General features: G+C 63.8%; 21 protein-coding genes. 9 read left to right on the top strand and 12 right to left on the bottom strand.

What is annotated here, in order from left to right; translation table 11 throughout:
- Positions 1–155: 155 nt before the first annotated feature.
- From phoU to HU748_RS24760, 6 genes are all read right to left on the bottom strand, one after another.
- Positions 156–926, bottom strand: coding sequence for a phosphate signaling complex protein PhoU (phoU, locus tag HU748_RS24785; RefSeq protein ID WP_186670095.1), 771 nt, complete (start codon positions 924–926; stop codon positions 156–158).
- Positions 927–987: 61 nt separating this feature from the next.
- On the bottom strand, positions 988–1,821 hold the full coding sequence (pstB, locus tag HU748_RS24780) for a phosphate ABC transporter ATP-binding protein PstB (RefSeq protein ID WP_054892955.1): 834 nt from the start codon (positions 1,819–1,821) through the stop codon (positions 988–990).
- Between the two features lie 72 nt (positions 1,822–1,893).
- The gene (gene pstA, locus HU748_RS24775; protein ID WP_186670097.1) at positions 1,894–3,564 is read right to left on the bottom strand and encodes a phosphate ABC transporter permease PstA; all 1,671 of its coding nucleotides are present in this window, start codon (positions 3,562–3,564) and stop codon (positions 1,894–1,896) included.
- 17 nt (positions 3,565–3,581) lie between these two features.
- The gene (locus HU748_RS24770) at positions 3,582–5,870 is read right to left on the bottom strand and encodes an ABC transporter permease subunit (protein ID WP_186670100.1); all 2,289 of its coding nucleotides are present in this window, start codon (positions 5,868–5,870) and stop codon (positions 3,582–3,584) included.
- Positions 5,871–6,014: 144 nt separating this feature from the next.
- Positions 6,015–6,995, bottom strand: coding sequence for a phosphate ABC transporter substrate-binding protein PstS (locus HU748_RS24765; RefSeq protein ID WP_054892958.1), 981 nt, complete (start codon positions 6,993–6,995; stop codon positions 6,015–6,017).
- Positions 6,996–7,147: 152 nt separating this feature from the next.
- Positions 7,148–8,437: an MFS transporter gene (locus tag HU748_RS24760; RefSeq protein ID WP_186670102.1), complete on the bottom strand. Its 1,290-nt coding sequence runs from the start codon at positions 8,435–8,437 to the stop codon at positions 7,148–7,150.
- A gap of 366 nt (positions 8,438–8,803) precedes the next feature.
- On the opposite strand from HU748_RS24760, the gene HU748_RS24755 reads away from it, so the two are divergent.
- Both HU748_RS24755 and HU748_RS24750 read left to right on the top strand, forming a co-directional pair.
- Positions 8,804–9,202, top strand: a complete 399-nt coding sequence (locus tag HU748_RS24755; RefSeq protein WP_003253317.1) for an acyl-CoA thioesterase — start codon at positions 8,804–8,806, stop codon at positions 9,200–9,202.
- A 72-nt stretch (positions 9,203–9,274) separates the two neighbouring features.
- Positions 9,275–10,171: a D-hexose-6-phosphate mutarotase gene (locus HU748_RS24750; protein ID WP_186710099.1), complete on the top strand. Its 897-nt coding sequence runs from the start codon at positions 9,275–9,277 to the stop codon at positions 10,169–10,171.
- Positions 10,172–10,327: 156 nt separating this feature from the next.
- On the opposite strand, the gene HU748_RS24745 is transcribed toward HU748_RS24750, so the two are convergent.
- From HU748_RS24745 to HU748_RS24725, 5 genes are all read right to left on the bottom strand, one after another.
- Entirely contained in the window at positions 10,328–10,861 is a 534-nt protein-coding gene (locus HU748_RS24745) for a DUF3299 domain-containing protein (RefSeq protein WP_186710101.1), read from the bottom strand.
- A gap of 48 nt (positions 10,862–10,909) precedes the next feature.
- Positions 10,910–11,155: a GlsB/YeaQ/YmgE family stress response membrane protein gene (locus tag HU748_RS24740; RefSeq protein ID WP_054892962.1), complete on the bottom strand. Its 246-nt coding sequence runs from the start codon at positions 11,153–11,155 to the stop codon at positions 10,910–10,912.
- 95 nt (positions 11,156–11,250) lie between these two features.
- Positions 11,251–12,333, bottom strand: coding sequence for a 5-(carboxyamino)imidazole ribonucleotide synthase (locus tag HU748_RS24735; protein WP_186710102.1), 1,083 nt, complete (start codon positions 12,331–12,333; stop codon positions 11,251–11,253).
- 10 nt (positions 12,334–12,343) lie between these two features.
- A complete protein-coding gene (gene purE / locus HU748_RS24730; RefSeq protein ID WP_186670110.1) occupies positions 12,344–12,835 on the bottom strand; it encodes a 5-(carboxyamino)imidazole ribonucleotide mutase in 492 nt (163 codons plus the stop codon).
- Positions 12,836–13,007: 172 nt separating this feature from the next.
- A complete protein-coding gene (locus HU748_RS24725; protein WP_186670112.1) occupies positions 13,008–13,949 on the bottom strand; it encodes a LysR substrate-binding domain-containing protein in 942 nt (313 codons plus the stop codon).
- Positions 13,950–14,130: 181 nt separating this feature from the next.
- Between HU748_RS24725 and aspA the strand changes: the two genes are divergently transcribed.
- From aspA to HU748_RS24705, 4 genes are all read left to right on the top strand, one after another.
- Positions 14,131–15,555, top strand: coding sequence for an aspartate ammonia-lyase (aspA, locus tag HU748_RS24720; protein WP_054892966.1), 1,425 nt, complete (start codon positions 14,131–14,133; stop codon positions 15,553–15,555).
- Positions 15,556–15,721: 166 nt separating this feature from the next.
- Positions 15,722–16,714, top strand: a complete 993-nt coding sequence (locus tag HU748_RS24715) for an AraC family transcriptional regulator (protein WP_186710103.1) — start codon at positions 15,722–15,724, stop codon at positions 16,712–16,714.
- 167 nt (positions 16,715–16,881) lie between these two features.
- The gene (locus HU748_RS24710) at positions 16,882–17,922 is read left to right on the top strand and encodes a histone deacetylase family protein (RefSeq protein WP_186722359.1); all 1,041 of its coding nucleotides are present in this window, start codon (positions 16,882–16,884) and stop codon (positions 17,920–17,922) included.
- Between the two features lie 2 nt (positions 17,923–17,924).
- Positions 17,925–19,028 carry a polyamine ABC transporter substrate-binding protein gene (locus HU748_RS24705; protein WP_186670116.1) on the top strand — a complete coding sequence of 368 codons (1,104 nt, stop codon included), beginning with the start codon at positions 17,925–17,927 and terminating at the stop codon, positions 19,026–19,028.
- A gap of 86 nt (positions 19,029–19,114) precedes the next feature.
- Here HU748_RS24705 and HU748_RS24700 read toward each other — a convergent pair whose 3' ends face one another.
- Positions 19,115–20,641 (bottom strand): PLP-dependent aminotransferase family protein, encoded by a 1,527-nt coding sequence (locus HU748_RS24700; RefSeq protein ID WP_186722357.1) that lies wholly within the window; start codon positions 20,639–20,641, stop codon positions 19,115–19,117.
- 89 nt (positions 20,642–20,730) lie between these two features.
- On the opposite strand from HU748_RS24700, the gene HU748_RS24695 reads away from it, so the two are divergent.
- The 3 genes from HU748_RS24695 to HU748_RS24685 are packed head-to-tail and all read left to right on the top strand — an operon-like array spanning position 20,731 to position 22,491.
- Entirely contained in the window at positions 20,731–21,360 is a 630-nt protein-coding gene (locus HU748_RS24695) for an FMN-binding negative transcriptional regulator (RefSeq protein WP_186722355.1), read from the top strand.
- An 11-nt stretch (positions 21,361–21,371) separates the two neighbouring features.
- A complete protein-coding gene (locus HU748_RS24690) occupies positions 21,372–21,818 on the top strand; it encodes a GNAT family N-acetyltransferase (RefSeq protein ID WP_186670122.1) in 447 nt (148 codons plus the stop codon).
- Between the two features lie 7 nt (positions 21,819–21,825).
- The gene (locus HU748_RS24685; RefSeq protein WP_186722354.1) at positions 21,826–22,491 is read left to right on the top strand and encodes a GNAT family protein; all 666 of its coding nucleotides are present in this window, start codon (positions 21,826–21,828) and stop codon (positions 22,489–22,491) included.
- Positions 22,492–22,560 lie beyond the last annotated feature (69 nt).

The following is a 22,560-nucleotide window of genomic DNA, read 5'->3' as shown; positions in this document are numbered from 1 at the left end:
CCTCTTGAATCCCGACTAGCATACCGCCGACTGATGGCAATTTGCCAAACCACTGGTCACGCCGGGACGTTTCAAGACTGTTCGCGGGTGCCTGCTGTATCTGCCACAAACGAAAACGCCCGGACGAGGCCGGGCGTTGATGCTCGGGAGCAATATTACTTATCGTCCGATTCGTCCGGAACATTAGCCTTTTCGGCAGCGCCGGAGGTGTCGCCCTGGACCTCGGCCTTCATGCGCTTGAGGCCCATGTGGCGAACATCGGTACCACGCACCAGGTAGATCACCAGCTCCGAGATATTGCGGGCGTGGTCGCCGATACGCTCCAGCGAGCGCAGGGCCCAGATGACGCTCAACACCCGCGAGATCGAACGAGGGTCTTCCATCATGTAGGTGACCAGCTCGCGCAGCGCGGTCTTGTACTCGCGGTCGATGGTCTTGTCGTACTGGGCCACCGACAGTGCCAGCTCGGCGTCGAAACGGGCGAAGGCGTCCAGTGCATCACGGACCATGTTGCGCACCTGGTCGCCGATGTGGCGCACCTCGACGTAGCCACGGGGCGACTCGCCTTCCTCGCACAGCTGAATGGCGCGGCGAGCGATCTTGGTCGATTCGTCGCCGATGCGCTCCAGGTCGATCACCGACTTGGAGATGCTGATGATCAGACGCAGGTCGGACGCCGCCGGCTGGCGACGGGCGAGGATGCGTACGCACTCCTCGTCGATGTTGCGCTCCATCTGGTTGATCTGTTCATCGACCTCACGCACCTGCTGGGCCAGGCCCGAATCGGCTTCGATCAGCGCGGTCACGGCATCGTTGACCTGCTTCTCGACCAGGCCCCCCATCGCCAGCAGGTGGCTGCGCACTTCCTCGAGTTCGGCGTTGAACTGCTGGGAGATGTGATGGGTAAGGCTTTCTTTGTTGATCATCGTTCTTTAGTCCCTGAATCCTGTAGGAGCGGGCTTGTCGGGGCGCCGAATCGCCGCGCTGCTAGCCGTAACGCCCGGTAATGTAGTCTTCGGTCTGCTTCTTCGCCGGATTGGTGAAGAGCGTGTCGGTATCACCGAACTCGATCAGCTTGCCCATGTACATGAACGCGGTGTAGTCGGAGACGCGCGCCGCCTGCTGCATGTTGTGGGTCACGATGACGATGGTGTACTTGGACTTCAGCTCGTAGATCAGCTCTTCGACCTTCAGCGTGGAGATCGGGTCCAGTGCCGAGCACGGCTCATCGAGCAACAGCACCTCAGGCTCCACGGCGATGGTACGGGCGATCACCAGACGCTGCTGCTGACCACCGGACAGCCCCAGCGCCGAGTCGTGCAGGCGGTCCTTGACCTCATCCCACAACGCCGCGCCCTTGAGCGCCCACTCGACCGCTTCGTCGAGCACGCGCTTCTTGTTGATCCCCTGGATACGCAAGCCATAGACCACGTTCTCGTAGATGGTCTTGGGGAAAGGGTTGGGCTTCTGGAACACCATGCCCACCCGGCGGCGCAACTCGGCCACATCCTCGCCCTTGCGGTAGATGTTGTTGCCGTACAGGTTGATGGCACCTTCCACGCGGCAGCCATCGACCAGGTCGTTCATGCGGTTGAAGGTGCGCAGCAGCGTGGACTTGCCGCAGCCGGACGGGCCAATGAAGGCGGTCACGCGCTGTTTGGGGATGTTCATCTGTACATCGAACAGCGCCTGCTTGTCGCCGTAGAACAGCGACAGGCCCGGGACTTCGATAGCCACGGTCTCTTCGGCCAGGCGCAGGCTCTGCTTGTCGCGGCCCAGGGCCGACATGTCGATGCCGTGGGAGTGGGATTCTTGCTGCATGGTCAACTCCATACGCTATCAATTCGTTTCACAGGGCCGCTCGCTCTGCGGGCGGCCCGCTTGCAATCAGATTCAGCTGTCGAGCGCCTTGTACTTCTCGCGCAGGTGGTTACGGATCCACACCGCCGAGAGGTTGAGGGTCGCGATCACCAGCACCAGCAGCAGCGCCGTGGCGTAGACCAGCGGCCGTGCGGCCTCGACGTTGGGGCTCTGGAAGCCGACGTCGTAGATGTGGAAGCCCAGGTGCATGATCTTCTGGTCGAGGTGCAGGTAAGGGTAGTTGCCGTCCACCGGCAGCGACGGCGCCAGTTTCACTACACCCACCAGCATCAGCGGCGCCACCTCGCCTGCGGCGCGCGCCACGGCGAGGATCATGCCGGTCATCATCGCCGGGCTGGCCATCGGCAGAACGATCTTCCACAGTGTCTCGGCCTTGGTCGCACCCAGGGCCAGCGAACCCTCGCGCACCGTACGCGGGATCCGCGCCAGGCCTTCTTCGGTGGCGACGATCACCACCGGGACCGCCAGCAGTGCCAGGGTCAGCGAGGCCCACAACAGGCCTGGCGTGCCCAGCGTAGGCGCCGGCAGCGATTCGGGGAAGAACAGCCGGTCGATCGAGCCACCCAGCACATAGACGAAGAAGCCCAGGCCGAACACGCCATAGACGATCGCCGGCACCCCGGCCAGGTTGTTCACCGCGATGCGGATCAGCCGGGTGACCGGGCCTTGCCTGGCGTACTCGCGCAGGTAGACCGCCGCCAGCACGCCGAACGGGGTGACGATCACGGCCATGATCAGGGTCATCATCACTGTGCCGAAGATGGCCGGGAAGATACCGCCTTCGGTGTTGGCTTCACGCGGGTCGTCGCTGAGGAACTCCCAGACCTTGCTGAAGTAGGCACCCATCTTGGTCATCGCCGACATGCCGTTAGGCTGGATGGCATGCACCACCTTGCTCAGGTTGATCTCCACCTGGCGGCCGTTGGCGTCGCGGGCCACCAGGCTGTCGCGGGCGAAAGCCTGGTGCAGGCCGGTCAGGCGCTCCTCGATGGTCTTGTAGCGGCTGTTCAGCTCAGCACGCTCAGATTCGATATCGGCCTGGGCAGCCGCATCCAGCTTGCCCTGCAGTTCCAGCTTGCGGCTGTGCAGGCGCAGGCGTTCGAGGCCGTGGTTGATAGAGCCAATGTCTTTCTTCTCGAGCGACACCAGTTGGTCGTTCAGGTCACTGGCGCGCTTGAGGCGGCTCTGCAGTTCGTTCCAGGCGCTCGGACCTTCGGCGACCACACGGCCCTCTTCCTTGACGCTGACCAGGTAACCATAGAAGTTGCCCCACTCGCGGCGCTCCAGGGCGATCAGGTCGGCGGGCTTGCTCTGGTCCACCAGCCAGTCACCGACCAACCAGGTGAAGTCGCTGCCGTTGAGGTCGCGGTTACCGACCTTGACCAGCTCGCGGGTCATGAACTCCGGGCCCTGGTCAGGCACCGGCAGGCCAGCGCTCTTGAGGCGCTCGCGCGGAACTTCTTCCTTCTGCACCACTTCGCCGACGATCACATGATCGGCCTGGCCGGGCACCTTGTAGGTGGCCTGGATCAGGTCGGCCGGCCAGAAGTGGCCCAGGCCGCGCACAGCGATCACGGCGAGCAGGCCGACGGTCATGATCACCGCCATGGCGACCGCGCCACCGCTGATCCAAACGCCCGGCGCACCGCTCTTGAACCAGCCTTTGAGGGAATCCTTTTTCACGGATCTCTACCTTTCTATCAAAGCGACGAGTATTTCTTGCGCAGACGCTGGCGAATCAGCTCGGCCAAGGTGTTCATGATGAAGGTGAACATCAGCAGCACGAGGGCGGCGAGGAACAGCACACGATAGTGGCTGCCGCCGACTTCCGATTCGGGCATTTCCACGGCCACGTTGGCGGCCAGGGTGCGCATGCCCTCGAACAGGTTCATCTCCATCACCGGGGTGTTGCCGGTGGCCATGAGCACGATCATGGTCTCGCCCACCGCCCGGCCCATGCCGATCATCAGCGCCGAGAAGATGCCCGGGCTTGCGGTGAGGATGACCACGCGGGTCAGGGTCTGCCAGGGCGTCGCACCCAGCGCCAGCGAGCCCAGCGTGAGGCTGCGCGGCACGCTGAACACGGCGTCTTCGGCGATCGAGTAGATGTTCGGGATGACCGCGAAGCCCATGGCGATACCCACCACCAGGGCGTTGCGCTGGTCGTAGGTGATTTTCAGGTCGTGGCTGATCCACAGGCGCATGTCGCCGCCGAAGAACCAGCTCTCCAGGAACGGGCTCATGTACAGCGCGAACCAGCCGATCGCCAGGATCACCGGGATCAGAATTGCGGCCTCCCAGCCATCCGGGATGCGCTGGCGGATCGACTCCGGGAGGCGGCTCCAGGAGAAGCCCGCCACCAGGATGCCGATCGGCAGGATCAGCAGCAGGCTGAACACGCCCGGGAGGTGGCCTTCAAGATACGGCGCGAGGAACAGGCCGGCGAAGAAGCCGAGGATCACCGTCGGCATCGCTTCCATCAGCTCGATCACCGGCTTGACCTTGCGGCGCATGCCCGGCGCCATGAAGTAGGCGGTGTAGATGGCCGCGGCAATGGCCAGCGGTGCTGCCAGGATCATCGCGTAGAACGCGGCCTTGAGCGTACCGAAGGTCAGCGGCGACAGGCTGAGCTTGGGCTCGAAGTCGGTGTTGGAAGCGGTGGACTGCCAGACGTACTTCGGCTCGTCGTAGTTCTCGTACCAGACCTTGCCCCACAGCGCGCTGAAGGACACTTCAGGGTGCGGGTTGCGCAGGCTCAGCGGCAGCAGCTTGCCGCCTTCTTCGATCATGATGCGGTTGGCACGCGGCGACAGGGCCAGCACGCCGGCGCTATCGGCGACCGGCTCGACCAGCAGGGTGCGGTGCGCGGTGCTGTGGAACACACCAAGCTTGCCTTCGGCGTCCAGGGCGATGAAGCCCTTGCGACGCTCCTCGGCATCGATCTGGGCGATCGGCGCCTTGCCCAGCTGGAAGCTGCGGATCAGTTTGAAGCGCGATTCGCCATCCGGGTCGCGGGCCATGAACCACTGGCTCAGGCCGCCCTTGGAGTCACCGAAGATCAGCGAGATGCCACCGACCAGCTGGCCACTGGCGGTGATTTCGGCGTTGCCGTCTTCGAGGAGCTTGTAGCGACCGTTGAGGCTCTTCTCGCGCAGGCTGAAGACATCGGCGGTGGCACGGCCGTTGACCACGTACAGCCACTGCTGGCGTGGGTCGATGAAGATGTTCTTCACCGTTTCGGTCATCTGCGGCAGCGCGATGCGATTCTGCTCGGTGGTGGTCTCGCCGGTCATCATGTTTTCAGTGCGCGACAGCTCGATCACCTGCAGTTGCGCACCGGTGGAACCCGCCAGCAGCAGGGTGTCGCCATTGAGGTTGACGCTCACGTGCTCCAGCGCACGGCCCTGTTCGTCGAGGACGAACGGATCCTGGCCATAGGGGTAATCGATACCCGCATTGATGGTCTTCTTGTTGTCCGGGTAGGTGATCTTGTAGGTGTGGTGGAACACCAGCGCCTGGCCATTGGACAGCCCCAGCACCACCAGCGGGCTACCCGGCTGGTCGGTCCCGATCGAACTGACCGTGGTGCCCGCGGGCAACGGCAGCTCGACCCGCTTGAGTTCGGCACCGGTCTTGGTGTCGAAGAACAGCGCCTGGCCCTTGTCGGAAACGCGCATGCCCACGAGGTTCTGCTCCTCGAGGGCGATCATCAGCGGCTTGCCGGCATCCTGCTGCAGCCAGGTCGGCTCCAGGGCCTTCTTGCTGGTCAGCTCGGCGCCCTGGAACAGCGGCAGCACCACATAAGCCAGGTAGAAGAAGATCAGGGTGATGGCTGCCAGCACGGCAAGCCCGCCCACCAGGACATACCAGCGGGTCAGGCGATCCTTCAACGCGCGCAGGCGGCGCTTGCGTTGCAGCTCGGGCGTATTGAAATCAATGCGCACGGGAGGGGTATTCGGGGTCATCTTGGAATTGGCCAGATCATTCATGCGCACACCCTAGCGGTCCCGTATGACAGAAACATGACAGTGTAGTGACGCAAAAAAGCCCGCCGCTCAGGGTGCCTGGCTTCGGACTGGAGAAAGTCGTGGAAGGGGCGGCAGCGGATGCCGTCCCCTTCCGGGTATCGCGTATTACTTGTGGGACAGGCCCAGGTCACCCAGGGTCTTCTCGACCACTTTGGCCGGCAGCGGGATGTAGCCATCCTTCACCACGACCTGCTGGCCTGCCTGCGACAGGACCAGCTTCACGAACTCGGCTTCCAGCGGGGCCAGAGGCTTGTTCGGTGCCTTGTTGACGTAGACGTACAGGAAGCGCGACAGCGGGTAGGTGCCGTTCAGGGCGTTGGCTTCGTTGTCTTCGATGAACTCGCCGCCTTCCTTCTTGGCCAGGGCTACGGTCTTGACGCTGGCGGTCTTGTAACCGATGCCCGAGTAGCCGATACCGTTCAGCGAGGAGCTGATCGACTGTACCACCGAGGCCGAGCCAGGCTGTTCGTTGACGTTAGGCTTGAAGTCGCCTTTGCACAGGGCTTCTTCCTTGAAGTAGCCGTAGGTGCCCGATACCGAGTTACGGCCGAACAGCTGGATTGGCTTGTTGGCCAGGTCGCCGGTCACGCCGACGTCACCCCAGGTCTTGATCTCGGCCTTGCCACCGCACAGGCGGGTGGAGGAGAAGATGGCGTCGACCTGAGCCATGGTCAGGCCCTTGATCGGGTTGTCCTTGTGCACGAACACGGCCAGGGCGTCGACAGCGACCGGGATGGCGGTCGGCTTGTAGCCGTACTTCTGCTCGAAGGCCTGCAGCTCGACGTCCTTCATCTTGCGGCTCATCGGGCCCAGGTTTGCGGTGCCTTCGGTCAGCGCGGGTGGTGCGGTGGACGAGCCGGCAGCCTGGATCTGGATGTTTACGTTCGGATATTCCTTCTTGTAGGCCTCGGCCCACAGAGTCATCAGGTTCGCGAGGGTGTCGGAACCGACGCTGGAGAGGTTGCCCGATACGCCAGTGGTCTTGGTGTAAGTCGGGATAGCAGGGTCGACAGCGGCGACCGCGTTGGCGGCAGCGACGCCAGCGGCGGCAAAGGTCAGGGCCGCCATCAAACGCTTCAGTTTCATGCCTTGCTCCTAGCAGGAATATGGGGGTGTTGGATGGAACGGGGCCCAGTATCGGCAGGCCGCATGAACACGATATGACCTAATTGTGACAAATGGATGAAAGGCCATCATCGTTGCCGAGGATGGCCTTCCGGGCGCCGCAAGAAACCGACTCAGCGCTTGTTGATCAGCAGGTACACCCCGACCAGCAGCCCTACAGCGCACAGGCCAGCCACATAGTAGGCCGGTGCCATGGGGCTGAACTTGAGCAAGGCGGTCACCACCATCGGGGTCAAGCCGCCGAAAATCGCGTAGGCGACGTTGTAGGAGAACGACAGCCCGCTGAAGCGCACCACTGCCGGGAAGGCCTTGACCATCACATAGGGCACCGCGCCGACCAGGCCGACGAACAGGCCGGTGATGGCATACAGCGGGAACAGCAGGTCAGGGCGAGTCGGCAGGCTGTGGTAGAACGCCCAGGACGAGGCCAGCAGCGCCAGGCTGCCGATCACGAACACACGCCCGGCACCGAAGCGGTCGGCCAGGCTGCCGGCGCCGATGCAACCCAGGCTCAGCAGGACGATGGCCAGGCTGTTGGCCTTCAGCGAATCGGTCGGGCTGACATGGTAGAGGCTCTGCAGCAGCGCCGGGGTCATCAGGATCACCACCACGATGCCCGCCGACAGCAACCAGGTCAGCAGCATCGACAGGATGATCGCGCCACGGTGGTCGCGCAGCACCGCGCGCAGTGGCAGTTCCTCGGCCAGCGCCTTGCGCTGCTGCATCTCGGCGAACACCGGGGTCTCGTGCAGCCAACGACGCAGGTAGACCGCGAACAGGCCGAACACGCCACCGAGCAGGAAGGGGATCCGCCAGGCGTAGTCGGCCACTTCTTCCGGGCTGTAGACGGTATTGATCAGGGTCGCCACCAGCGACCCCAGCAGGATGCCTGCGGTCAGGCCGGCAGTCAGGGTGCCGCAGGCGTAGCCGGTATTGCGCTCCGGTACGTGTTCGGAGACGAACACCCAGGCACCCGGCACCTCGCCGCCAATGGCGGCGCCTTGCACCACGCGCATCAGCAGCAGCAGGATCGGCGCCCACAGGCCGATCTGTGCGTAGGTCGGCAGCAGGCCCATGATCAGGGTTGGCAAGGCCATCATGAAGATGCTCAGGGTAAACATCTTCTTGCGCCCGAGCAGGTCACCAAAGTGCGCCATGACGATGCCGCCCAGCGGCCGCGCCAGGTAACCTGCAGCGAAGATGCCGAAGGTCTGCATCAGGCGCAGCCATTCGGGCATGTCGGCGGGGAAGAACAGCTTGCCCACCACCGTGGCGAAGAACACGAAGATGATGAAGTCGTAGAACTCCAGGGCTCCGCCCAGGGCGGACAGTGAGAGGGTCTTGTAGTCACTGCGGGTCAGCGGCCGCGAGGGCTGCTCGATACTGCTCGGCACGGAGGTCATGGACGTTCTCTTATAAGGCAGGCCGCTTGTGCTACGGCTTCTGGCGCGGGAATGGGGAAGATAACAAATTGCCCCGCGTCGCTCATAGAGGTACAAAAACCCTACAGATATTCATCAATGTGCGGTCGTCGCTGGCCGATACCGTCTATATACTGCGCTCTTTGTAGGAGTTCGTAGGAAAAGGTTGCTTACGATATGGGATGTTGTGCGAAAACGCCGGTCATTAAGGGCAGGCGGTTTCGCAGAGTTTCCCTTTGGCCGCCAACCGGAGCGAAATCAGCGTAGTATGTTTCTGGCTGAATCGTTTTTCAGGGCGTCCGTCACCGCGCCAACCAACGAAGCGTCACGGGTCAGAGGCCCCACGGCATGATTGAGCTCGAACAAGAAGATCCTATCCCGCAGGGCGACCTGGCCCTTCAGATCACCGCGTTGCCGCGTGAAACCAACGGCTTCGGCGATATTTTCGGCGGCTGGCTGGTCGCCCAGATGGACCTGGCCGGCACGGCCATGGCCAGCCGCGTGGCTGGCGGCCGTGTGGCCACCGTAGCGATCGATCGCATGGCATTCCTGGTGCCGGTGGCCGTGGGCGCGCAACTGTCGTTCTACACGCAGACCCTGGAGATCGGCCGCAGCTCGATCCAGATGATGGTCGAGGTCTGGAGCGACGACCCGCTGTCCAGTGAATGGCGCAAGGTGACCGAGGCGGTGTTCGTCTTCGTGGCCATCGACGGCAGTGGCCGCACCCGCTCCGTACCTCGTCGCTGAACCCGGCGCGCGGTAAACTCGTTGCAGGCTTCGAGGTCCAACGGCCTCACCTGCAATCAACGAGACGAGCGCATGGCAACCTTCAAGGTCGACACCGAGCAACACGGCGAACTCAATTGCTGGCGCATCACCAGCCAGCACGCCGAACTCCTCATCGCCCAGCAGGGCGCGCAGATTCTCAGCTACCAGCCCATCGGTGACGAACCCCTGCTGTGGCTCAGTGACCAGGCGATCTTCCGCCAGGGCAAGTCAGTACGCGCCGGTGTGCCGGTATGCTGGCCGTGGTTCAGCAACTTCCAGCGTAATCCCGATTCGGTCAAGACCATGTACCACGGCAGCGAGGCGCCAGCCCACGGCCTGGTGCGCGGGCGTGACTGGCAGTTGCTGGGCGTCGAGGAAGTCGGTGAAAACCTGCGAATCGAATTCGACTTGCCCGAGGCCCAGGGCCAACTGCCGGACTGGCCGCACAAGGTCGAGCTGCGTCTGCTGATCGAGCTGGGCGCACAACTGCACGTCTCGCTTTCCAGCCGCAACCTGGGCGACGCCAACGTCACGCTCAGCCAGGCACTGCACAGCTATTTCGCCGTCAGCGATGTGCGCCAGGTACAGGTGGAAGGCGTCGAGGGGCTGCCCTACATCGAGACCCTGGAAGGCTGGGAACAGCGCACCCAGCAGGGCAAGCTGGGCTTTGCCGGCGAAACCGACCGCATCTACCTGAACGCACCCGAGCGCCTGGCGATCGTCGATCCGCAATGGAAGCGGCGCATCACCTTGCACGCCACCGGCTCACGCAGTGCAGTGATCTGGAACCCCTGGACCGACCGCGCCCGCGAGCTTCCCGACATGGCCGATGATGGCTGGCAGCGGATGCTGTGCGTGGAGACGGCGAATGTGTGGGATGACGTGGTGGAGCTCAAGCCTGGCGCCAGCCATGTGCTTCAGCTGGTGATCGGTCGCGAAGCGCTCTGACTCAACAGGACACCGCCACACCGCGCTGCCTGGCACGGGCTATGCCCGTGTTCGAGGGCAAGCCCGCTCCCACAGAGGGATTGGGCTGGCCTTTAGATTTTGAGCAAGACAGTTGCTCCCAAAGAGAACTATGCCCCTGCAAGAACCGGTTCAGGCTCAAAGATCGGCGTCCTCGACCACCCTCACCTTCCCCGCGTCCAGCGCGTACGCCGCATCGGCCAGGTCATTGCTGACCTTCTCGATCTTCAGCGTGCCGGTCACCCACAGTGGCGTGTAGATATCGGCGATCTTCAACCCTTTCGGATAGCGCACCAGCACCAGCTGGTTCGGCGGTGGCGGCGGCACGTGGATGCAGGCGCCCGGATAAGGCACGAGGAAGAACAACGTACTGTTGCCCTTGGCATCGCTCTCCAGCGGCACCGGATAGCCACCCAGGCGGATCTGCTTGCCGTTCATGGCCGCCACGGTCTTGGTCGAATACATCACCGCCGGCAAGCCCTTGCTCTGCTTCAGCCCGCCCTTGGCGGTGAAGGTGCCCATGGCTTCGGGGGAGTTGTGATCGATCTCGGGCATCTGCTCGAGAGCCTTCTGGTCCGACTTGGGCATCAACTCCAGCCAGTCGGTCTCGGGCAGCTCGGCATGGGCCAGGGTGCTGGCCAGCAACAGGGGAAGAAGGAATAACGCACGCATGGCAATGCTCGGCAACTCAGGTGAATTGCCGCGCATTCTAGCCTGTGTTCAGCGCTTCTTGATGAATCCGTAGATCACCAGCAGCACGATGGCGCCGACCAGGGCACCGAAGAAGCCCGCCGCCTGCCCGGCCTGGTAGATGCCAAGGGCCTGCCCGCCATAGGTCGCCACCAGGGAGCCGGCGATGCCGAGCAGAATGGTCATGATCCAGCCCATGCTGTCGTCCCCGGGTTTCAGGAAGCGCGCCAGCAAGCCGACGATCAGGCCGATGAAGATGGTTCCGATGATGCCCATGGCAATCCCTCTGCAGTGAAGATGGAACACGCCAAAGCCTAGACAGCGCTTTGGCGTGTTCCATCTCAGAGGGCCTGCACCAGGCAGAAGTTCGATCAGTCGGCGATCAACGCCTCTACCTCGGCGATCTTGGCCTTGAGCGTGGCCATGTCCTTGCAACGAAGGGTGGCGTGACCGACCTTGCGGCCGACCTTGAACGCCTTGCCGTAGTGGTGCAGATGGCAGTCGTCGATGGCCACGACCTTGGCGACCGCAGGCACTTCGCCGATGAAGTTGAGCATCGCGCTCTCACCCACCTTGGCGGTCGAGCCCAGCGGCAGGCCGGCGACGGCCCGCAGGTGGTTCTCGAACTGGCTGCACTCGGCGCCTTCGATGGTCCAGTGCCCGGAGTTGTGCACGCGTGGGGCGATTTCGTTGGCCTTCAGGCCACCGTCGACTTCGAAGAACTCGAACGCCATTACGCCGACGTAGTCGAGCTTTTGCAGCACACGGCCGACGTAATCTTCAGCCAGCGCCTGCAGCGGATGCGCGACGCTTGCCACCGACAGTTTCAGGATGCCGCTGTCATGGGTGTTGTGCACCAGCGGATAGAAGCGCGTCTCGCCATCGCGGGCCCGCACGGCAACCAGCGAGACTTCGCCGGTGAACGGCACGAAGCCTTCGAGCAGGCAAGGAACGCTGCCCAGCTCGGCGAAGGTGCCGACCACGTCTTCTGGCTTGCGCAGGACCTTCTGGCCCTTGCCGTCATAACCCAGGGTGCGGGTCTTGAGCACGGCCGGCAGGCCGATGCTGGCCACTGCCGCGTCGAGGTCGTCCTGCGAAAGGATGTCGGCGAAGGCCGGGGTCGGAATCCCCAGGTCGCGGAACATGCTCTTCTCGAACAGGCGATCGCGCGCGATGCGCAGGGCTTCGGCGCTTGGGTAGACCGGCACGAACTGCGACAGGAAGGCCACGGTTTCCGCCGGGACGCTCTCGAACTCGAAAGTCACCAGGTCGACTTCCTCGGCCAGCTGGCGCAGGTGGTCCTGGTCGCCGTAGTCGGCACGCAGGTGCTCGCCCAGGGGGGCGGCGCAGGCGTCCGGTGCCGGGTCGAGGAAGGCGAAGTTCATGCCCAGCGGAGTGCCCGCCAAGGCCAGCATGCGACCCAGTTGGCCGCCACCGATTACACCGATCTTCATGTCGTCAGCCTCAAGCCTGGCGGGGGTCCGGGTTGTCCAGGACGGTTTCGGTCTGCTCCGTGCGGAACTGCTTGAGCGCCGCATGGTACTGGGGATGCTTGGCACCCAGGATGCTTGCCGACAGCAGCGCGGCGTTGATCGCGCCAGCCTTGCCGATGGCCAGGGTGGCAACCGGGATGCCGGCCGGCATCTGTACGATCGACAACAGCGAATCGACGCCCGACAGCATCGACGACTGCACAGGCACGCCCAGCACCGGCAGGTGCGTCTTGGCGGCGCACATGCCCGGCAGGTGCGCAGCGCCACCGGCGCCGGCGATGATCACCTCGATGCCGCGGCCTTCGGCCTCTTCGGCGTACTGGAACAGCAGGTCCGGGGTCCGGTGGGCGGACACCACCTTCACCTCGTAGGGAATGCCGAGTTTTTCCAGCATATCGGCGGTGTGGCTAAGGGTGGACCAATCGGACTTGGAGCCCATGATCACGCCAACCAGTGCACTCATCGTCGAGCCTCTTCGCTTGTGCGCCCTTGGGCGCCGTCAAAAAACAACAAGCCACGCGGGACGACCGGCGTGGCTTGTTTGCTGATCATGACCGGATCGATCCGGTCGAGGGGCCGCGCAGTATACCGTAACGCGAGGCATTGCTGGCACCCCTGGCGACCAACTGTCGGCCTTATTTTTCGGGGCTTTGACTGACTTTTGAGTCAACTGCGCCTGCCAGCGCGCCACCTTCGAGCTTGCGCCACAGCAGGCGCACGTTCGCCTTGCGCACCAGGGCGCAGCGGTAGAGGCGAATCTCCAGCGGCACATGCCACTGGCTGGGGCCGCAGATCGCCAGCTCGCCACGTTCCAGCTCGCCACGCATCGACAGGCGCGGCACCCAGGCGATACCCATGCCTTCGAGCGCCATGCTCTTGAGACTGTCGGCCATCGCCGTTTCGTACACCGTGGTGTAGCGCAGGTTGCGCTGACGCAGCAGCAGGCTGACGGATCGCCCGAGGAATGCCCCGGCGCTGTAGGCCAGAAGCGGCACGCTGCCCTCGCCTTCGAGGTCGAACAACGGCTTGCCATCGGCACCGACGGCGCAGACTGGCAACATTTCAGTGGTGCCCATGTGCAGCGACGGGAAGATCTCGGCATCCATCTGCAAGGCAGCGTCGGGGTCGTAGAAGGCCAGCATCAGGTCGCAGCCACCTTCCCTCAAGGCATGCACCGCATCGCCCACGTTGGTGGCCACCAGGCGGGTGGCGATGTTCAGGCCGTCGTTGCGCAACTGGGCCACCCAGCGCGGGAAGAAGCCGGACGCCAGCGAGTGCGCCGCCGCCACCTGGACCACCTCGCCCTGTCCACCTTCCAGATGATGCAGATGGCGGAGAACTTCGCTCAACTGGTCGACAACAGTACGCGCTGTGACAAGAAAAAGCTGACCAGCCTCGGTCAGCTCGATGGGCGTGCGGGAACGGTTCACCAGGGTCAGGCCCAATGCCGCTTCCAAGCTGCGGATGCGTCGACTGAAGGCCGGCTGCGTCACGAAACGGCGCTCCGCCGCCTGGGAAAAACTGCGTGTGGAGGCCAGGGCACTGAAGTCTTCCAGCCACTTGCTTTCAAGATTCATCGAGAAGCTCCGCAGGCATGCACCAAAATGGAACACGCTCGATTGTCAATCGGCGTCACATCAAACCGTATGCCGTTTGTGCATAGGTTAGCGCCTAACAGCATTGGCCGACAAATCTGCCGAAGCCTAGGATTGGCGGCATTCCGGCAGGTGCCGGGTTTAAATTGAGATGATATCCGTCATGTCCTCCGCTGCATCGTTCCGCGTCGAAAAAGACCTGCTTGGTACCCTTGAAGTCCCTGCCGATGCCTACTACGGCATCCAGACTCTGCGCGCTGCCAACAACTTCCACCTCTCAGGCGTTCCGCTGTCGCACTACCCGAAACTGGTAGTCGGCCTGGCGATGGTCAAGCAGGCCGCTGCTGACGCCAACCGTGAGCTGGGGCACCTGAGCGATGCCAAGCACGCCGCCATCAGCGAGGCTTGTGCCCGCCTGATCCGTGGCGACTTCCACGAGCAGTTCGTGGTGGACATGATCCAGGGCGGTGCTGGTACTTCCACCAACATGAACGCCAACGAGGTCATCGCCAACATCGCACTGGAGGCCATGGGTCACCAGAAGGGTGAGTACCAGTACCTGCACCCGAACAACGATGTGAACATGGCGCAGTCGACCAACGACGCCTACCCGACCGCCATCCGCCTGGGCCTGCTGCTGGGCCACGACGCCCTGCTGGCCAGCCTCGACAGCCTGATCCAGGCGTTCGCCGCCAAAGGTGAAGAGTTCAGCCACGTACTGAAGATGGGTCGTACCCAGCTGCAGGACGCCGTACCGATGACCCTGGGCCAGGAATTCCGCGCCTTCGCCACCACCATGACCGAAGACCTCAACCGTCTGCGTTCGCTGGCACCGGAACTGCTCACCGAAATCAACCTGGGCGGCACCGCCATCGGAACCGGCATCAACGCCGACCCGGGCTACCAGGCCCTGGCGGTACAACGCCTGGCAGCCATCAGCGGCCAGCCACTGGTTCCGGCGGCCGACCTGATCGAAGCCACCTCCGACATGGGCGCCTTCGTGCTGTTCTCCGGCATGCTCAAGCGTACCGCGGTCAAGCTGTCGAAGATCTGCAACGACCTGCGCCTGCTGTCCAGCGGCCCACGCACCGGCATCAACGAGATCAACCTGCCGGCGCGCCAGCCAGGCAGCTCGATCATGCCAGGCAAGGTCAACCCGGTGATCCCGGAAGCGGTCAACCAAGTCGCCTTCGCCATCATGGGCAACGACCTGGCCCTGACTGTCGCCGCCGAAGGTGGCCAACTGCAGCTGAACGTGATGGAGCCGCTGATCGCCTACAAGATCTTCGATTCGATCCGCCTGCTGCAACGCGCCATGGACATGCTGCGCGAGCACTGCATCGTCGGCATCACCGCCAACGAACAGCGCTGCCGTGAACTGGTCGAGCACTCGATCGGCCTGGTCACCGCCCTGAACCCGTACATCGGCTACGAAAACGCCACCCGTATCGCCCGCGTCGCCCTGGAAACCGGCCGCGGTGTTCTGGAACTGGTGCGCGAAGAGAAGCTGCTGGACGAAGCGATGCTCAACGACATCCTGCGTCCGGAAAACATGATCGCTCCACGTCTGGTTCCGCTGAAGGCGTAACCCGACCGCTGCAACCTGTCTCACCAGGTCGAGGGACTAGACACCTCTCAACCTTTCAAGGGCTCGAGCGCACGCTTCGGGCCCTTTTTTTATACGCAGCACTCGCAGACACTTCCCGGCACACTACTTGCTCGATAATGCCCCTCACCCCAACGGGATGCCGAGCATGCTGCACAGCCACCTCACCACCCTCAACGCGGTTTCGTTGATTCTCAACGTGTTCCAGGAAGAGGGCTGCACTGCCTCGCAACTGCTCGCCGGCAGCGGCATAGGCCCGGCCGACCTGGGCCATCCCGATGCGCGCATCACCACCCAGCAAGAACTGCAGGTGTGTGCCAATGCGGTCGCCCGACGCGAGGAGATCGGCCTGGAGCTGGGGCGGCGGATGCATGTGTCGTGCTACGGCATGCTCGGTTACGCCTTGCTCTCGAGTGCCACTTTGGGTGACGCCCTGCGCCTGGCACTGCGTTATCCGGCACTGCTGGGAACAATCTTCCAGTTGCGCCTGGTCGACGACGGCCAGCGTGTCTGGCTGAGCGCCAGCGATTATCGCGAGGAGCCGGCACTGGCAGCGTTCAATGCCGAATTCTGCCTGGTCTCGCTGAAAGTCATCTGCGATGACCTGCTCGGCCGGCCGCTACCCTTGCTGGCGGCACGCTTCGAACATGCACGTCCCGCCTATCATCTGCTCTACGCCGGTGCATTCCCCTGCCCGACGGGCTTCGAATCGCGAGACAACGCCTTTGCCTTCGAACGGCGCTGGCTCGACATGCCACTGCCCCTGGCCGATCCCATCACCCACAAAGCCATGGCCGAACGCTGCAGGCGCCTGAACCTGGAGTTCACTGGCCGCCAAGCCTGGCTGGGGCGCATTCGCCAGTTGCTGATGCAGCAGCTCGATGCGGCGCCTGGGCTCGAGGGGCTGGCGCGGCAGATGAACTGCTCGTCGCGCACCTTGCGTCGACACTTGCAGGCGCTGGGCAGCAGTTATCAACAGCTGCTCGATGAGCTGCGCTTCGAACGGGCCAAACAGTTGCTCGCCGAAGACCAGATGCCGATCTACCGGATCGCCGAAACCCTGGGGTTCAGCGAGACGGCAAGCTTCCGGCATGCGTTCCAACGCTGGAGTGGCGTAGCGCCCAGCCATTTTCGCGGGTAGTCGGCAGCGGCCCTGCCGGGGCGCAAGAGGCCGAAAATATCCCCGCACGACCCAATCCGGCCATCGCCAGTGGCCATATCGATCCCCTTTTGGCCGTTTGCAACGTTCTCCACACCTGGCCCGCGCACCACAATGGGCCCACGCCAGTCACCTTCGGAGAACAACAAATGCTGACGATCTATTCCGATGACCATCGCCTGCACCACGGCCGCTGCGAGCTGATCGACGGCAAGCTGATGCCGTGTTTCGAGATGCCCTCGCGCGCCGACCATGTGCTCGCTCGCGTTCAGCAGCAAAAGCTTGGCCCGGTCCAGGGCCCGAACGACTTCGGCCGCGCGCCACTGCTGCGCATCCACAGCGCCGCCTACCTGGACTTCTTCGAAGGCGCCTGGGCGCGCTGGGCGGCCATGAACCAGGAGGGCGACCTGCTGCCCTTCACCTGGCCAGCACGCACCCTGCGCCAGATCAAACCCACCGGCCTGCACGGCGAACTGGGCTACTACAGCTTCGACGGTGGAGCGCCGATCACCGCTGGCACCTGGCAAGCCGCCTACAGCGCCGCGCAAGTCGCCCTGACCGGGCAGGCCGCGATCCAGAACGGCGCCCATGCCGCCTTTGCCCTGTGCCGTCCGCCAGGGCACCACGCCGCCGCCGAAGTGATGGGCGGCTACTGCTACCTGAACAACGCCGCCATCGCTGCCCAGGCCTTCCTCGACCAGGGCCGGCGCAAGGTCGCGATCCTCGATGTCGACTACCACCACGGCAACGGCACCCAGGACATCTTCTACGACCGTAACGACGTGTTCTTCGCCTCGATCCACGGCGATCCGACCGACGAGTTCCCGTTCTTCCTCGGCTATGCCGACGAAACCGGCGAGGGTGCGGGCGAGGGCTGCAACGTCAACTATCCTCTGCCGGCAGGTAGCGACTGGGCCACCTGGAGTGCCGCCCTCGAAGACGCCTGCCAGCGCATCGCCGACTTCGACGCCGACGTGCTGGTGATCTCGCTCGGCGTGGACACCTTCAAGGACGACCCGATCTCCCAGTTCAAGCTCGACAGCCCGGACTACCTGGAGATGGGCAAGCGCATCGCCCAGCTCGGCAAGCCGACCCTGTTCGTGATGGAAGGCGGTTATGCCGTCGAGGAAATCGGCATCAACGCAGTCAATGTGCTGGAAGGGTTCCAGCGCGCCCAGCCAGGAGCCTGATCATGCGTCCACTCAAGCGTCTGCTCGCCCCGCTCGTTGCTGCCGGCCTGCTGGCCGGCGGCGTTCAGGCCCATGCCGAACAACGCACCCTGCGGGTGTACAACTGGTTCGACTACATCACCCCGCAGACCCTGGTCGATTTCCAGAAGGATGCCCAGGTCAAGCTGATCTACGACATCTTCGACACCAACGAAGCACTGGAAGCCAAGCTGCTGACCGGCAACTCCGGCTATGACGTGGTCGTGCCCTCCAACGTGTTCCTCGCCAAGCAGATCGAGGCCGGGGTCTTCCAGCCCCTGGACCGCAGCAAGCTGCCGAACTGGCAGCACCTGGACCCAACGCTGATGAAGCTGATCGAGGCCAACGATCCGGGCAACAAGTTCGCGGTGCCCTACATGTACGGCACCATCCTGATCGGCTTCAACCCGGCCAAGGTGAAGGCCGCGCTGGGTGACGACGCGCCGGTGGACAGCTGGGACCTGATCTTCAAGGAAGAGAACATCGCCAAGCTCAAGCAGTGCGGCGTGGCGCTGCTCGACTCGCCGTCGGAAATCCTGCCGCTGGCTCTGCAGTACCTGGGCCTGTCGCCCAACAGCGACAAGCCTGAGGACTACAAGAAGGCCGAGGCGCTGCTGATGAAGATCCGCCCGCACGTCACCTACTTCCATTCCTCGAAATACATGGCCGATATCGCCAACGGCGACATCTGCGTGGCAGTGGGCTACTCGGGCAGCTTCTCGCAGGCCGCCAACCGTGCGCGCGAAGCCAAGAATGGCGTGGTGGTGGACATGCGCCTGCCCAAGGAAGGCGCCCCGATCTGGTTCGACATGCTGGCCATTCCGAAAAATGCAGCGAACCCGGACGACGCCCACACCTTCATAAACTACCTGTTGCGCCCCGAGGTGATCGCGCCGATCAGCGACTTCGTCGGCTACCCCAACCCGAACAAGGACGCGACCGAGAAGGTCAGCCCGCAGATTCGCAACAACCCGAACCTGTATCCGACGGCTGAAGCGATGACCACGCTGTATACCCTCAAGCCGCTGAGCAAAGAGGCCGAGCGGGCACGGACCCGGGCCTGGACGCGGATCAAGTCCGGCACCTGAGTCGCCTGCTTCGCGGGCAAGCCCGCTCCTACAAAGAGCCTGTAGGAGCGGGCTTGCCCGCGAAACAGACAGCCCGGTCCAACGTCTTACCGCCAAGCCCTGCGCAATCGCATCAGCGCCTCGGCGATCTCCGCCTCGGGCACCGCCGCAAACCCCAGCACCAGCCCCGCACGCTTATCCACAGGCACCTGGCTGTCTTCCAGCCAGTAGGCGCTCAGTGGGTGCACCTCCACCCCCACCGCCTCAGCCCTGGCCACCAGCATCTGCTCGCGCGCGAAGTTATCCACATCCACTTTCACATGCAGCCCCGCCGCCACTTCCGGCATTGCGCCCAGCCCCGGCACATCCAGCGGCCAGCCGGCCTTGAGCACATTGCGCCGCGCCAGCGCCGCCCGGCGCATGCGGCGGATATGCCGCTGGAAGTGCCCCTGGGCCATGAACTGCGCCATCACGCACTGCGTACCGACTTCGGAATGCCGCACCGCCAATGCCCGCCCCTGGCTGAAGGCTTGCACCAGCCGCGGCGGCAGCACCAGGTAACCCAGGCGCAAGGCGGGGAAGGCGATCTTGCCGAAGGTGCCGATGTAGATCACCCGCTGCTGGCGATCCAGTGCCGCAAGGGGCGCCAGCGGTGCGCCGCTGTAGCGGTACTCGCCGTCGTAGTCGTCCTCGATGATCCAGCCATCCTGGCGTTCGGCCCAGGCCAGCAACGACAGGCGTCGCGCCAGGCTCATGGTGACGCCGGTCGGGTACTGGTGCGCAGGCGTCACGTAGGCCAGGCGGCAGTCGCGCAACCGGGCAAGGTGCTCGCATACCAGCCCTTCGTCGTCTATCGCCACACCGCGCACCTTCGCCCCGGCCAGGGCAAAGGCATGCCCGGCGGCGCGATAGCCCGGGTTTTCCACAGCCACCTCCTCGCCCGGCTGCAGCAGCAGCTGTGCACAAAGGCTGATGGCCTGCTGTGCACCACTGGTGATCACAATTTGTTCAGCGGTGCACGAAAGCCCTCGCGAGCGACGCATGTAGGCCGCGATCAGCTCGCGCAGCACAGGCTCACCGGCCGGGTCGCCATAGCCGAGCAGCGCAGGATCGGGATCACGCCAGAAACCCGCTTGCAGCTTGGCCCAGACCTCGAACGGAAACAGATCGAACGCCGGAATACCGACCCGAAAAGCCCTCGGAGCGCCCGTCCTGGGCGGTGAAAGATGGTGGGATTTCAAGCGCTCCAAGGGTGCGCTCGAGCGCGTTGAACTGGATAAATCCTCAGTATTATCAGGTAGAAATGTGGATAACTCTGTTGATAACCCCCGGGATAACCTTGTTGATAACTGTGTGGATAGTTTCGGCAGCTGGCTCACGTAAGTGCCATCCCCGACCCGGCTTTCGATGAAGCCTTCGGCGTACAACTGGTCGTAGGCGCGCACCACGCTGTTGCGCGACAGCGCCAGCATCGAAGCCAGGTCACGGGTGGCCGGCAGCCGCGTGCCACTGCTCAGCCGCCCGTCCAGCACTCGCGCGCGCAGCGCCTGGTAGAGCTGCTGGCTGAGGCCACGGCGGCGGTCGAGCACGATGCCGGCGGGGTCGAAAGGCAAAACGAGGGGACGCTCACTCATGGCATTGGACCTGTCAAATCGGCTGCAAATGGCTCTTACCCAGAACCAATAGCCTGCCTAGGATGGGGTCATCAAACAAGGACTTCGCCATGTACAACGCCAAGCCTCACCAGGAACACGACCTCCAACGCCTGCACCAGCAGATGCTGCAGACGCGCCTTGCCACGCTGGTCAGCCACGGCGAACACGGCCTGCTGGCGACCCACCTGCCAGTGCTGGTGGACACTCACGAAGGCGAGTTCGGTACGGTCTACGGCCATCTGGCACGCGCCAACCGCCAGTGGCAGGACCTGGAGCGAGGCGGCGCAGCCCTGCTGGTTTTCCAGGGTGCCGATGCATACGTGAGCCCCGGCTACTACCCGAGCAAGCTGGAGAACCCGAAAGTTGTACCCACGTGGAACTACGTCGCGGTGCATGCCCACGGGCCGGTCGAGGTCATCCATGACCCGGTGCCCCTGCTGGAGATCGTCAGCCGCCTGACCGACCTGCATGAACAAAGCCGCGCCGCCCCCTGGAAAGTCGCCGACGCTCCTGCCGACTACATCGACGGCATGCTTCGCGCCATCGTCGGCATCCGCCTGCCCATCACCCGCATCCAGGGTGCCCGCAAGCTCAGCCAGAACCGCAGCGCCGACGATGTGCAGGGCGTGCGCGAAGGCCTGGCCAGCAGCCCCGACCCGCTCGACAACCAACTCGCGACGCAGATGCGTTCGCTCTGAAGGAAACCACCATGTCCAACGTCACCCTGCGCCCGGTCACTCTCGAAGACCACGCCGCCTGGCTGCCCCTCTGGCAGGCCTACCTGCGCTTCTACCAGACCACGCTCGCCGACGAGGTCACCGCCACGACCTGGCAGCGCCTGCTCGACCCCAGCGAACCCACCCACTCGGCCTTGGCCTGGGTCGATGGCAAGGCGGTGGGGATGGTCAACTACATCTATCATCGTTCCAACTGGAGCATCGAGAACTCCTGCTACCTGCAGGACCTCTACGTCGACGGCGAGCAGCGCGGCCTGGGCATCGGCCGCCAGCTGATCGAACACGTCTACGCCACCGCCAAGGCCGCCGGCTGCATCAAGGTGCACTGGCTGACCCACGAAACCAACGCCACGGCCATCAGCCTGTACGAGCAAGTCGCCGAGCGCCCGGGCTTCATTCAATTTCGCAAAGCACTGTAGGCCGACCATGACCCTGAACTGGAAACCCGCCGCAACACCGGACGCCTCCCCCCTCGATGGCCGTTTCATCCGCCTGGAAAAACTCGACCCGGCGCGCCATGGCGACGACCTGTGGGAGGTCCTGCAAGGCCCGGGTTCGGACCCGGTGCTGTGGGACTACCTGCCCTACGGCCCGTTTACCGAGCGCGCCGCCTTCGACCGCTGGCTGCAAGGCAACGCAGCCAGCCGCGACCCACTGTTCTATAGCGTCATCGACAAACGCAACGGGCAGGTGCAAGGCATCCTCAGCTACATGTCGATCGTCCCCGAGCAGGGACGCTTCGAAATCGGCCATATCGCCTTTGGCGCGGCCATGCAGCGTACGCCCAAGGGCACCGAGGCGGTGTACCTGCTGAGCAAGCTCGGCTTCGAGCTGGGCAACCGGCGCCTGGAATGGAAATGCAACAACGCCAACGCGCGCTCCAAGCGCGCCGCAGAGCGGTTCGGCTTCATCTTCGAAGGCGTATTCCGCCAGCACATGGTGGTGAAAGACCAGAACCGCGACACGGCTTGGTATTCGATCACCGACGGGGAGTGGCCAGCGGTGGCGGCGGGCTTCGAGCGCTGGTTGAGCGAAGAGAACCAGCGGCCTGACGGGCAGGTGAAGACCCTGGAGGCGTGCCGCCAGGCCTGACGCAATCGCGGGGCAAGCCCGCTCCCACAGGTACCCCGCTGCCCATGAAAACAGCGGGGTACCTGTGGG

This window comes from Pseudomonas sp. RW3S2 (genome assembly GCF_014268955.1).
GTDB classification, from domain to species: Bacteria; Pseudomonadota; Gammaproteobacteria; order Pseudomonadales; family Pseudomonadaceae; genus Aquipseudomonas; species Aquipseudomonas wayambapalatensis.
The sequence above is the reverse complement of the archived record's forward strand: the minus strand, read 5'-3'. Positions and strand labels throughout refer to the sequence as shown.